This is a genomic window from Micromonospora sp. NPDC023869 (assembly GCF_055559695.1).
The window spans coordinates 377735-390082 of record NZ_JBVHKD010000007.1 but is presented as its reverse complement, the minus strand read 5'-3'; the positions used below and the strand labels follow the sequence as shown (position 1 = coordinate 390082).

The 12348-nt window shown below is 74.0% G+C and carries 12 protein-coding genes and 1 pseudogene; 4 read left to right on the top strand and 9 right to left on the bottom strand.

The genetic code is table 11. The annotated features are described in order from the left end of the window. Window positions 1–110: 110 nt before the first annotated feature. The 5 genes from ACZ31C_RS21485 to trpC all read right to left on the bottom strand — a co-directional run bounded on the left by ACZ31C_RS21485 (window position 111) and on the right by trpC (window position 5753). On the bottom strand, window positions 111–1298 hold the full coding sequence (locus ACZ31C_RS21485) for an FAD-dependent oxidoreductase (RefSeq protein ID WP_465796766.1): 1188 nt from the start codon (window positions 1296–1298) through the stop codon (window positions 111–113). A 4-nt stretch (window positions 1299–1302) separates the two neighbouring features. Then, complete coding sequence (gene lgt / locus ACZ31C_RS21480; RefSeq protein ID WP_465796765.1) at window positions 1303–2448, bottom strand: prolipoprotein diacylglyceryl transferase; 1146 nt, start codon at window positions 2446–2448, stop codon at window positions 1303–1305. Window positions 2449–2589: 141 nt separating this feature from the next. Continuing rightward, window positions 2590–3393, bottom strand: coding sequence for a tryptophan synthase subunit alpha (gene trpA / locus ACZ31C_RS21475; protein WP_350696426.1), 804 nt, complete (start codon window positions 3391–3393; stop codon window positions 2590–2592). A 150-nt stretch (window positions 3394–3543) separates the two neighbouring features. Further along, window positions 3544–4779 (bottom strand): tryptophan synthase subunit beta, encoded by a 1236-nt coding sequence (gene trpB / locus ACZ31C_RS21470; RefSeq protein WP_465796764.1) that lies wholly within the window; start codon window positions 4777–4779, stop codon window positions 3544–3546. A 170-nt stretch (window positions 4780–4949) separates the two neighbouring features. After that, window positions 4950–5753 (bottom strand): indole-3-glycerol phosphate synthase TrpC, encoded by an 804-nt coding sequence (gene trpC, locus ACZ31C_RS21465; protein ID WP_350696790.1) that lies wholly within the window; start codon window positions 5751–5753, stop codon window positions 4950–4952. A 442-nt stretch (window positions 5754–6195) separates the two neighbouring features. Here trpC and ACZ31C_RS21460 point away from each other — a divergent pair, with 442 nt between their 5' ends. Next, on the top strand, window positions 6196–6456 hold the full coding sequence (locus ACZ31C_RS21460) for a hypothetical protein (RefSeq protein WP_465796763.1): 261 nt from the start codon (window positions 6196–6198) through the stop codon (window positions 6454–6456). A 17-nt stretch (window positions 6457–6473) separates the two neighbouring features. Here ACZ31C_RS21460 and ACZ31C_RS21455 read toward each other — a convergent pair whose 3' ends face one another. From ACZ31C_RS21455 to ACZ31C_RS21440, 4 genes and pseudogenes are all read right to left on the bottom strand, one after another. Next, entirely contained in the window at window positions 6474–7052 is a 579-nt protein-coding gene (locus tag ACZ31C_RS21455; protein WP_465796762.1) for a Trp biosynthesis-associated membrane protein, read from the bottom strand. A gap of 113 nt (window positions 7053–7165) precedes the next feature. Continuing rightward, window positions 7166–8719, bottom strand: a complete 1554-nt coding sequence (locus ACZ31C_RS21450; protein ID WP_465796761.1) for an anthranilate synthase component I — start codon at window positions 8717–8719, stop codon at window positions 7166–7168. Window positions 8720–8762: 43 nt separating this feature from the next. Continuing rightward, the gene (gene hisI / locus ACZ31C_RS21445) at window positions 8763–9194 is read right to left on the bottom strand and encodes a phosphoribosyl-AMP cyclohydrolase (protein WP_396743283.1); all 432 of its coding nucleotides are present in this window, start codon (window positions 9192–9194) and stop codon (window positions 8763–8765) included. Window positions 9195–9380: 186 nt separating this feature from the next. Next, window positions 9381–9698, bottom strand: a pseudogene (locus ACZ31C_RS21440) (phosphoribosyl-AMP cyclohydrolase); the annotation flags it as partial. 527 nt (window positions 9699–10225) lie between these two features. Here ACZ31C_RS21440 and ACZ31C_RS21435 point away from each other — a divergent pair. Genes ACZ31C_RS21435 through ACZ31C_RS21425 form a run of 3 tightly spaced genes read left to right on the top strand, consistent with a single transcriptional unit; the run spans window position 10226 to window position 12343 of the window. Continuing rightward, entirely contained in the window at window positions 10226–10963 is a 738-nt protein-coding gene (locus ACZ31C_RS21435; RefSeq protein ID WP_465796760.1) for an ABC transporter ATP-binding protein, read from the top strand. Next, window positions 10963–11718, top strand: a complete 756-nt coding sequence (locus ACZ31C_RS21430; protein ID WP_465796759.1) for an ABC transporter permease — start codon at window positions 10963–10965, stop codon at window positions 11716–11718. The genes ACZ31C_RS21435 and ACZ31C_RS21430 overlap by 1 nt, the downstream gene beginning before the upstream one ends. 28 nt (window positions 11719–11746) lie before the next feature. After that, window positions 11747–12343 (top strand): TetR/AcrR family transcriptional regulator, encoded by a 597-nt coding sequence (locus tag ACZ31C_RS21425; protein WP_465796758.1) that lies wholly within the window; start codon window positions 11747–11749, stop codon window positions 12341–12343. The last annotated feature ends 5 nt before the right edge of the window (window positions 12344–12348 follow it).

Here is a 12348-nt window from a genome sequence, read left to right as displayed (position 1 = left end):
GGGTGGGTGGGTGGGTGGGTGGGTGGGTGGGTGGGTGGGTGGGTGGGTGGGTGGGTGGGTGGGTGGGTGGGTGGGTGGGTGGGTGGGTGGGTGGGTGGGGGTGGGGTGGGTCAGGTTGGGGGGCGCCACTGGGCGGCCACGGAGGCGGCGCTGCCCAGGAGGCGGGGGGTGATGGTGCCGAGGGCGGCGTCGCGGGCGCGTAGGGCCAGCCGGCCACGGGTCTGCAGCACCGCCGACATGCGGCGGGTCTGGCGGACCACGGTGGCCGCGCGGGGGCGGCGCGTCCGGTCGTACGCCACCACCGCGTCCGGCAGCGTGGACTCCCGCAGCAGCGCGGCGAGCGTGACGGCGTCCTCGAAGGCCAGACAGGCGCCCTGCCCGAGGTGCGGCGGCATGGCGTGGGCGGCGTCGCCGAGCAGCACCACCCCGCCCGGCCCGACCGGGAAGCCGTACGACTTGGGCAGCGGACGCAGCTCGCGGATCTCCTGCTGCACCAGATCGGCCGGGTCGGTGGCGGCCAGCAGCTCGTCGACCGGGGCGGGCCAGCCCGCGTACCAGCGTCGCAGCAGCGCCAACTGGGTCTCCGGCGGCTCCGGGCGGGGCGCCCCGGCGGCGGTGGCCATCCAGTAGATGCCGCCCCGGCTGGACGCGCCGGAGGAGCCGCGCTCGCCCAGCGAGGCAGCGGCGAAGCGGTATCCGGCACCGAGGATCTCCCCGCCGACGGGCCCGCCGTCGGCCAGGTTCGGAGCGCGGTACCAGGGGACCACCGCGCGCCAGGCGGCACAGCCGGAGCTGACCACGCTCGCCTCCGGGGCGAGCTGGCGGCGGATCACGCTGTCTGCGCCGTCGGCCGCGACCACCAGGTCGGCCTCGAACGTCTGTCGGCCGTCACCGACCGCCGGGCGGGCGCCCGGGGCGGCGCGTACGGTGCGTACCGTCACGCCGGTCCGCAGCTCGACCCGCTCGCCCAGGCCCGCGATCAGCGCGTCGTGCAGGTCCTCCCGGTGCACCACGACCGGCAGGCGCTCGGCCGGGGTCGGCCGGGGCTGCACCAGCCAGTGCCCGTCCGGGCGGCGCACGCCGCCGTCCGGCAGCGGGGTGGCGATGGCGTCCAGGCCGGCACCGAGATCAAGGGCACGCAGCGCGCGGACGCCGTTGGGCCAGAGCACCACGGCGGTCGGCTCGGGCCGGATCCGGTCGGCCCGTTCCAGCAGGGTGACCTGCCACCCCGAGCGGGCGAGCGCACCGGAGACCGCCAGGCCGCCCAGCCCGCCGCCGACCACGACCGCGCTGCGCATGGTCTCAGCTGTCGCGATCGGCCGGACGTGCCGCCGCGCCCTCGGCGGCGGTCGGGGTGTCCTTGTCCTCGTCGGTCGAGGCGCCGGCACCCGGGGCGGAGTCAGGGTCGGTGCCCGGGGCGGGGTCGGTCACCTCGCCGGGGGCCTCACCGGTCTGCCGCCAGTGCGCGAACTGCTCCTCGCTGACCACCCGGTAGCCCTCCGGCACCGCCGGCTCGGTCCGGCCGCCGCGCGTCGCCGACAGGTCGACCTGGGAGACGTCGGAGCCGGCCGGTGCCGCGGTGGCGGCCGGCAGTCCGACCGGGATCAGGTACTCACGCGGCCCGCGCACCCGCAGGAAGTAGATCAACGCGCCGACGAAGACCAGGGCCGCCGTCCAGACGTTGAGGCGTACGCCGAGGATGCTGGTGGCATCGTCGGTCCGCATCATCTCGATCCAGAACCGGCCGGCCGTGTAGCCCATCACGTAGAGGGCGAACGCCCGGCCCCGGCCGAGACGCAGCTTGCGGTCGAGGAAGAACACCAACGCGGCGACGCCCACGTTCCAGAGCGCCTCGTAGGCGAAGGTCGGGTGGTAGAGCCCCTCCTCCAGGATCGGCCGCCCCGCCTCGTCGCGCAGCGCCTGACCGCCGTCCATCCGGTGGATCTCCAGCCCCCAGGGCAGGTCCGTCCGGCCGCCGTACAGCTCGTTGTTGAACCAGTTGCCCAGCCGGCCGATCGCCTGCGCCAGCGGCAGGCCCGGCGCCAGCGCGTCGGCGACCACCGCGAACGGGATGCCGAGCTGCCGGGCGGCGATGTAGGCGCCGACCGCGCCACCGGCGACCGCACCCCAGATGCCCAGGCCGCCCTCGTGGATGAAGAAGACCTTGATCGGGTCACCGCCGGTGCCGAAGTACGCCGCCGGAGAGGTGATCACGTGGTAGATCCGGGCACCGATGATGCCGGCCGGCACCGCCCAGAGGGCGATGTCGAGCACCGCGCCGGGGGCCACGCCGCGCTGGCGCAACCGTCGCTCGGTGACCCAGCAGGCCACCACGATGCCGGCGATGATGCACAGCGCGTACGCCCGCAGCGGGATCGGGCCGAGATGCCATACGGCGGTGCTCGGGCTGGGCAGGGCGGCCAGGGACATCGGCGAGGCGAGACTCACGGGTGCACACGCTACCGCTGCGGACCCCCGGAACGTCACCCCGGTCCGCCTCAGCCGCCCGGGTTCCGTGGCCCGTCGGGGCTTTTGTCCCTCGGAACGTCGAGCGCGTCGGCCCCACCCGCAGGTGGCGTACCGGTCGGGTCAGCGGGCCGGGTTGCGTACGCCCTCGGCCAGCTCCGCGCTGAGCGTCCGCAGAGCGGTCAGCCCGGCCTCCTGGTCGGGGGCGTCGAGCAGGCAGCGGATCAGGGCGCTGCCGACGATCACCGCGTCGGCGTACCCGGCGACGGTGGCGGCCTGCTCCCCGGTGCCCACGCCCAGCCCGACGCCGACCGGGATCTCGCTGATCTCCCGGACCCGCGACACCAGCACCGGCGCCGCCTCCGAGGTCTGCGCCCGGGCCCCGGTGACCCCCATGATCGCGGTGGCGTAGACGAAACCACGGCAGTGTTCGACGGTCATCGCCAGCCGGGCGTCGGTGGACGAGGGGGCGACCAGGAACGTGCGGTCCAGTCCGTGCGCGTCCGAGGCGGCCAGCCACTCCTGGGCCTCGTCGGGGATCAGGTCGGGGGTGACCAGCCCGGTGCCGCCGGCCGCCGCGTAGTCCCGGGCGAAGGCGTCCACGCCGTACCGCTCGATCGGGTTCCAGTAGGTCATCGTCACCACCGGGGCACCGGTCGCCGCGACCTCCTCCACGATGCGCAGCGTGTCCCGGGTGCGTACCCCGCCGGCCAGCGCGATGTCGCTGGCCCGCTGGATCACCGGGCCGTCCATCACCGGATCGGAGTACGGGATCTCCACCTCGATCACGTCGACGCCCGCCGAGACCATCGCCTTCATCGCGGCGATGCTGCCCTCGACCGTCGGGAAGCCGGCCGGCATGCAGCCCACCAGGAGCGCCCGGCCGTCGGCCCGAGCCTTCTCGAACGCCCCACCGATCCGGCTCATGCCGCCGCTCCGCTTCGCTCCGCGCCGTCACGAGACCCCAGGGCGAGATGATTCGCTCGCTGACGCTCGCTCATGCCGCCGCTCCGCTTCGCTCCGCGCCGTCACGAGACACCAGGGCACTGAAACGATGATTCGCTCGCTGACGCTCGCTCATGCCGCCGCTCCGCTTCGCTCCGAACCGAGGATGCCGAAGTACTCGCCGGCGGTGTGCACGTCCTTGTCGCCGCGACCGGAGAGGTTGACCACGATGGTGGGTTCCCGACCCAGCTCGGCGGCGAGCTTCGGGGCCACGACCAGGGTGCCGGCGAGCGCGTGCGCGCTCTCGATCGCCGGGATGATCCCCTCGGTACGGCAGAGCAGCTCGAACGCGGCCATCGCCTCGTCGTCGGTGACCGGCAGGTAGCGGGCCCGGCCGGTGTCGTGCAGCCAGGCGTGCTCCGGGCCGACGCCCGGGTAGTCCAGGCCGGCCGAGATCGAGTGCGACTCGACGGTCTGGCCGTCCTCGTCCTGCAGCACGAAGGTCCGCGTGCCGTGCAGCACGCCGGTGGAGCCGCCGGTGATGCTGGCCGCGTGCCGTCCGGTGGCCACCCCGTCGCCGCCGGCCTCGAAGCCGTAGAGCCGCACCTGCGGGTCGTCGACGAAGGCGTGGAAGATCCCCAGCGCGTTGGAGCCGCCGCCGACGCAGGCGGTGACGGCGTCCGGCAGGCCGCCGGTGAGCTCCTGGCACTGGGCCCGCGCCTCGTCGCCGATGCCGCGCACGAAGTCGCGCACCAGAGCCGGGAACGGGTGCGGGCCGGCCGCGGTCCCGATCAGGTAGTGCGTGTCGTCGACGTTGGCGACCCAGTCCCGCATCGCCTCGTTCATCGCGTCCTTCAGCGTGCGCGAGCCGTTCGTGACCGGCACCACCTCGGCGCCGAGCATCCGCATCCGGGCCACGTTGAGCGCCTGCCGCTCGGTGTCGACCTGGCCCATGTAGACCACGCAGTCCAGGTCGAACAGGGCGGCGGCGGTGGCGGTGGCGACACCGTGCTGACCGGCCCCGGTCTCGGCGATCACCCGCTTCTTGCCCATCCGCCGGGTCAGCAGCGCCTGACCGAGCACGTTGCGCACCTTGTGCGCGCCGGTGTGGTTGAGGTCCTCCCGCTTGAGCAGCACCCGGGCGCCGACCCGCGCGGAGAACCGGCGGGCCTCGTAGAGCAGCGACGGGGTGCCGGCGTAGTCGCGCAGCAGGGCGGCGAACTCCGCCCGGAACGACTCGTCGGCCATCGCCGCGCGGTGCGCCGCGTCCAGCTCGTCCAGGGCGGCGACCAGCGCCTCCGGCACGAACCGGCCACCGAACCGGCCGAAATGCCCGGCCGCGTCCGGAAAAGACGCCTGCTCGCTCACGCTGACACTCCGCTCCGCTGCGTGCCCCAGTGAGGCACCACCGCACCGATGATTCGCTCGCCGGGCTCGCTCATGCCGACACTCCGCTCCGCTGCGCGCCGCCATCAGTCACCACGTAGATGATTCGCTCGAAGGACTCGCTCATGTCGGATCCTCTCGCCGCGACGGCGTCAGCGCACCGGGCGGGGCGTGGCCGGGTGGTTGCCGGCGTTGACCAGCTCGGCCACCGCCTCCCGCGGGCTCTTCTGGGTGACCAGGCCCTCACCGACCAGCACAGCGTCCGCCCCGGCCGAGGCGTACCGGATCAGGTCGTGTGGACCACGGACACCGGACTCGGCGATCTTGACGACGTTGCTCGGCAGACCGGGCGCGATCCGCTCGAACACCGACCGGTCGACCTCCAGCGTACGCAGATCGCGGGCGTTGACCCCGATCACCTGCGCGCCGGCCTCCAGGGCCCGGTCGGCCTCCTCCTCGTCGTGCACCTCGACCAGCGCGGTCATGCCCAGCGACTCGATCCGCTCCAGCAGGCCGACCAGCACGTTCTGCTCCAGCGCGGCGACGATCAGCAGCACCAGGTCGGCGCCGTGCGCGCGGGCCTCGTGCACCTGATAGCTGGAGACCACGAAGTCCTTGCGCAGCACCGGGACGCTGACCGCGGCCCGGACCGCGGCGAGGTCCTCCAGCGAACCGCCGAACCAGCGCCCCTCGGTGAGCACGCTGATCGCCCGGGCGCCACCGGCCGCGTAGTCACCGGCCAGGTCCGCCGGGTCGGCGATGTCGGCGATCTTGCCCTTGGACGGCGAGGAACGCTTCACCTCGGCGATGACCGCGACGCCGGGCCGACGCAGCGCGGCGTACGCGTCCAGCGGCGGCGGGGCGGCGGCGGCGAGTTCGCGGATCCGCTCCATCGGGACCTGCTCCTGCCGCCGGTCCACGTCCTCGCGGACGCCGGCCAGGATCTCGTCGAGCACGCTGACGGACGCTGCCGGGCCGGCCTCGTTCCCTTCCGCGTGCGGATGCTCAGCAGTCACCAACGGACTCCCCTCTCCGGGTGTCATGGGCCGATGCTAGGTGCCGCCACCTGGCACCGACCGGTGGGGGTATGGCGCGCCTCACGAAATGGGCTGCGGCATAATGACCGACCTGCGCGAACAGGGCGTGACGCTGCGTCACCCCCTTATCGACGCCCACCCATATCGACGGCAGTCCCGACCTTACCGGTCAGCTTCCGTCGAGGCCGGTCGATGCCGTGAGCAAGCTCAAGGCCGAACGGCCCTTTGCCTGCTCAGACCCCCTGCCGCAGTGTTGATGTCGTGGTCATCACCACGAAACGTGAACCGGGCAGCATCGGACTCGGGCACACTCGATGACGCGCCTACCCCATCGCCACGACGATCTCTCCCCGGGGTGATCATGAATTCCTCCGCGCCGCAGCAGACCATCGGACTCACCACCATCTCGCGTACCGTCGCGTCGCTCGCCGTCGGTGTCGTCCACACGCTGGAGCGCGCCGTGGTCGGCCCGACCCGGATCCGGACCGCCCGCGGCAACGCCTGGGAGGCCATCTGCGCCGACCGGGCCCGCGCCGACCAGCGGGCCGCACTGGACCGACTGGTCGCCGAACTCGCCGCCAGCCGGTCGGCCGACGCCCGGGACCGCCAGCCGGTCGGCTGACCCCCGGTCCGGTCCGCTCAGCGCTCGGTCGGGTCCTCGCCCCGGTCGAGCGCGTCCCACGCCTCGACGGTGCCGGCCCCACGGATCGGGCCCGCCGCCGGCGCCGACTGCCGGGACCGGCGCTCGTACCGGGCACCCATCGCCGGCCAGTCCCGCCCGCGCAACGCCGTCAGTAGCCCGCCGGCCGCCGCCAGCAACCCGCCGAGCAGGGTGAACGCCGGCCACTGCTGGGCGACCTCGTCGCCGATCTCGGCGACCAGCCCGTATCCGCCGCCGCCGACGATCATCAGGCCGAGCAGCGCCAGCAACCCGCCGAGCACCTGCCGCAGCCGGCCACGGGTGGCCAGCACCGCGCCGCCACCGGCCAGCCCGACCAGGGCGAGCGCGGGCAGCCAGGGCAGCAGTTGCGTCCCGGTCCGCCCCTCGTCCGCCAGCGGTGTCGGTACGCCGACCACGTCGGTGTCCACCGCCCAGGTGCGGGTCACCGCCCAGAGCGCCAGCCCCGCACCGGCCAGGCAGAGCAGCACGGCGTACGCCAACTCGCGCCGGCCCGACGCGGACCGCGCGTCGCCCCCGGGCGAGATCTGCTCACTCACTGGATTGCCCTTCGCTCGCGACTGCGGGACTCCGCTGCGCTGCGTTCCTCGCGCTCACCGAACCCACCCTCCGCTCGCGACTGCGGGACTCCGCTGCGCTGCGTTCCTCGCGCTCACCGGGCCGGCCTGAGTGTCTCGGCAGCGGCGATGGCGGCGAGCACCGCCGCGGCCTTGTTACGGGTCTCCTGGTCCTCGGCGGCCGGATCGGAGTCGGCCACCACCCCGGCACCGGCCTGCACGTACGCCCGCCCGGCCCGCATCAGCGCGGTGCGGATGGCGATGGCCATGTCGAGGTCGCCGCCGAAGCCGAAGTAGCCGACGGTGCCGCCGTACAGGCCCCGGCGTACCGGCTCCAGCTCCTCGATGATCTCCATGGCGCGCACCTTCGGCGCCCCGGACAGGGTGCCCGCCGGGAACGTCGCGGCCAGCGCGTCGAAGGCGGTGCGGTCGGCGCGCAGCGTCCCGACCACGGTGGAGACGATGTGCATGACGTGGCTGTACCGCTCGATGGTGGCGAACTCCGGCACCTCGACGGTGCCCGGTCGGCAAACCCGCCCCAGGTCGTTGCGGCCCAGGTCGACGAGCATCACGTGCTCGGCGCGTTCCTTCGGGTCGGCGAGCAGTTCGGCGGCGAGCCGTGCGTCGGCCTCCGGGGTGGCCCCGCGCGGGCGGGTGCCCGCGATCGGGTGCAGCAGCGCGCGCCGCTCGCCGTCGACCTCGCCGGTCACCTTCAGGTGCGCCTCCGGGGAGGAGCCGACGATGTCGAAGTCGTCGAAGCGCAGCAGGTACATGTACGGGCTCGGGTTGGTGGTGCGCAGCACCCGGTAGACGTCCAGCGGGTCGGCGTCGGTGTCCCGCTCGAACCGTTGGGCGAGCACGATCTGGAAGCACTCGCCGGCCCGGATCGCCTCCTTGGCCGCCTCGACCGCCTTGGGGTAGCCGCCCTCGGGGGTACGGCTGCGTACCTCGCCGGCACTGGGACGGCGGACCGTGGAGACCATCGGCGGGATCGGCCGGGACAGCGCGGTGGTCATCGCGTCCAGCCGGCCCACCGCGTGGTGGTAGGCGGCGGCCACCTGCGCCTCGCGGTCCGGGTCGTCGAGCGGGGGCAGGACCGCGTTGGCGACCAGGATGGCCGAGCCGTCGAAGTGGTCCAGCACCACCAGGTCGGTGGCGAGCATCATGCCCAGCTCGGGTACGCGCAGGTCGTCCTCGGTGAGCGAGGGCAGCCGCTCGAAGCGGCGGATCAGGTCGTACCCGAGGTAGCCGACCATGCCACCGGTCAGCGGGGGCATGGTCCCGTCCGGCTCACCGGGCGGACCGGCCAGCGCCGCCACCGTGGCCCGCAGCACCTCGACCGGGTCGCCTGCGGTGGGCAGTCCGGCGGGCGGCTCGCCGAGCCAGGCCGCCGAACCGTCCCGTTCGACCAGGGTGGCGCTGCTGCGCACGCCGACGAAGGAGTACCGGGACCAGGCCAGCCCCGACGAGCCGACGCCCTGCTCGGCGGACTCCAGCAGGAACGTGCCGGGCCCACCGGCGAGCTTGCGGTAGACCCCGACCGGCGTCTCCGCGTCGGCCAGCAGTCGCCGGGTGACCGGCACCACCCGCCAGCGGGCGGCCAGGTCGGTGAAGGTGGCCAGATCCGGGCTGACCGTGCCGTCGGTCATGCCGACGCTCCTGGGCGTCCGAGGAGTCGCACGTTGTGCCCGTTCACGAGGACACCTCGCCGGAGGTGACCGGGAGTTCGGTGGAGAAGCAGGTGCGCCGGCCGGTGTGGCAGGCCGCGCCGACCTGCTCGACGCTGACCAGCACCGCGTCACCGTCGCAGTCCAGCGCCACGGACCGCACGTACTGGTGGTGGCCGGAGGTGGCGCCCTTGACCCAGTACTCGCGGCGGCTGCGCGACCAGTAGGTGGCCCGGCCGGTGGTCAGGGTGCGGTGCAGGGCCTCGTCGTCCATCCAGGCCACCATCAGCACCTCACCGCTGTCGTGCTGGCGGACCACGGCGGCCACCAGGCCGTCGGGGGTGCGGCGCAGCCGCGCGGCGATCTCCGGATCGAGTCGCGACGGCCGGTCCGGGCCGCCCGGCGGCTCCGGCGGGGAGAGGTGGGCGCCGCTCGTCGGCGCGTCAGGTACGGGCACAGTGACCCATTGTCCCGCACGCGGCGCCGGTACCCCAGTGGGCTCCCGGCTGGCGGACGGCGCAGGGCCGACGGGCTGGCGCAACTGGGTGACGTACCGGTCCAGGCGCCCGTCGAGCAGGGCGTCGGCGAAGTCGGTGCCGGCCACCTCGGCCACCTCGGCGGCGTATGGGCGGATCAGCGGCAGGGTGCCGGCGACCAGCCGGACCGCCGCCGCCCAGAGTTGCCCGGTCGATCCGGGCAGCAGGCCGAGGCAGCGCAGCATGTCCTGCCGGTAGCCGGGCGGGGCCACCGGCAGGTCGAGCGCGGCGGCGAAGGCCGAGCGGCGGGACACCACCCGGACCGAGGGGTTCGCCAACCGCAGCACCGAGGGGCAGAGCCGGGCCAGGTCGGCGGCGGCCAGCCGGACGCCGAGCGGGTCGTCGGCGTCGCGCGCGGCGGCCACCTTGCCGAGCGTGGCGATCAGCTCCTCCAACCGGGGTTCGTCGGCCGGCTGGCAGAGCACGGTCAGGTCGATCCGGTCCCGCCAGTGCGGGTCGGCCCAGAGCAGCCGCGCGGGAGCCGTCACCGGCAGCCCGAACGCCCAGTCGGCCGGCTCCCCCAGCCGCGTCACCCAGGACCGAATGTCGCGGGCGGCGACCGAGACGTGGGTCAGGCGCCCGGAGTGCTCCGTGAGGTACGCCCGACGTACGGCGTACGGGGCTCCGTTGACCAGCACGTCGACGTCGACATCGCTGTGCGGGGTGGCGGCTCGACGGGCGTGGCTTCCGCGCAGCAGGATGCCGACCACGGGCCGGTCGGCGGTCGCCCGCAGCCGCGCGGCCCAGTCGTCGAAGAACCCACTGTCCGGTGACGGAGCGTGATCCACTGCGCCATCGTGCCGCAGGTCCGATCCGGGCGCAATGCCCTACAACGGACACACTGTCCGATACGGAGGCTAAAGCCCGTGCTATGGCGATATGGCACTCTAGTTCGCCCGAGGGAATTCAACTACCGTTGATTTCAACAGATGATGAGTTTCGGAGGTGGGCGATGGCGGAGGCGATCGCCGTCCGGGACCTGGTCGTGGACCGGGGCGCACGGCGGGTACTGCACGGGATCGACGCCGGGGTGCCGCGCGGCGCGGTCACCGGGCTGCTCGGCCCCAGCGGCAGCGGCAAGACCACACTGATGCGTGCGATCGTCGGGGTGCAGGTGGTCACCGCCGGCACGGTGACCGTGCTCGGACACCCGGCGGGCGCGACCGAGCTGCGCCACCGGGTCGGCTACGTCACCCAGGCGCCGAGCGTCTACGCGGACCTGACGGTGCGGGAGAACGCCCGCTACTTCGCCGCTCTCCACGGCCGGGGCCGGGCCGAGGCGGACCGGGCGGTGTCCGACGTCGGGCTGGCCGCGGCGGCGGGGCAGATCGTCGGCACCCTCTCCGGCGGGCAACGCAGCCGGGCGTCGCTGGCCTGCGCGCTGGTCGGCGAGCCGGAGCTGATCGTGCTCGACGAACCCACCGTCGGCCAGGACCCGGTGCTGCGCGCCGAGCTCTGGGCGAGGTTCCACGCACTCGCGGCGGCCGGCACGACCCTGCTGGTCTCCAGTCACGTGATGGACGAGGCGGCCCGCTGCGACCGGCTGCTGCTGATCCGCGCGGGACGGCTGATCGCCGACGACACCCCGGCCGCGATCCGGGCCGCCGCGGGGGTCGACGACCTCGACGAGGCGTTCCTGCGGCTGATCCGGGCGGGCCAGGCCGACGACCAGACCGGCGGGGAGGCGTGATGAACCCGCGGATCCTGGCCGCCACCGTCGGCCGCATCCTGCGGCAACTGCGCCACGACCGGCGTACGGTGGCGCTGCTGGTGGTCGTCCCCACCGTGCTGCTCACCCTGGTCTACTACATGTACGCCGACCAGCCCACGCCGCCCGGCCAGCCGTCCATCTTCGACCGGATCGCGCTGGTGATGCTCGGCTTTTTCCCGTTCCTCATCATGTTCCTGGTGACCAGCATCGCCATGCTGCGTGAACGGACCAGCGGGACGCTGGAACGGCTGCTCACCACCCCGCTGGCCCGCACCGACCTGCTCTTCGGGTACGGCATCGCGTTCGGGCTGGCCGGCGCGGCGCAGGCCACCATCGCCTCGGCCGTGGCGTACTGGGTCTTCGGTCTCCAGACCGCCGGCAGCAGCGCGCTGGTGATCCTGGTCGCGGCGCTGAACGCCGTGCTCGCCGTCGCGCTCGGGCTGCTGTGCAGTGCCTTCGCCCGCACCGAGTTCCAGGCCGTACAGTTCATGCCGGTCGTGGTCGCCCCACAACTGCTGCTCTGCGGGCTCTTCGTGCCGCGCGACGAGATGGCCGGCTGGTTGCAGGCGATCAGCGACGTGCTCCCCCTGTCGTACGCCGTCGAGGCCCTTCAGGAGGTCGGCGCGCACGCCGAGCCGACCGCGACGATGTGGCGGGACGTGGCGGTGGTCGCCGGTGCGGCGGTGCTGGCGCTGGTGCTCGCCTCGGCCACGCTGCGACGGCGCAGCGGCTGACGGGGCCACCGAGCGGGAAGAGAGGGCGATGGCACGGCGCAGCGGACGGCGGCCCGGCAACCCGGCGACCCGGGACGCGATCCTGGCGGCGGCCCGCACCGCCTTCGCGGAGCGGGGTTTCGACGCCGCCACCATCCGGGCCGTCGCCGCCGCCGCCGAGGTCGACCCGGCCCTGGTGCACCACTACTTCGGCAGCAAGGAGCAGTTGTTCCTGGCCGCCGTGCAGGCGCCGGTCGATCCCCGGGAGCTGCTGCCGGCGGTGCTCGCGGGCGACCGCGACGGGATCGGGGAACGACTGGTCCGTACGTTCGTCGCGGTGTGGGACTCGCCGGCCGGCGCCGCCGGGGTGGCCCTGCTGCGGTCGGCGGTCGGCAACGAGTGGACCGCCCGGCTGGTCCGGGAGTTCCTGACCACCCAGGTGTTGCGCCGGATCCTCGATCACCTCGACGTCGACCCGGCCCAGCTTCCGTTGCGCGGCGGGCTGGTGGCGACCCAGTTGATCGGGCTGGCCGTCATGCGGCACGTGATCCGGCTGGAGCCGATCGCCTCCGCCGAGCCGGAGACCCTGGTCGCCACCGTCGGGCCGACCGTGCAGCGCTACCTCACCGGCGAACTGGTCGACTGAGGCGC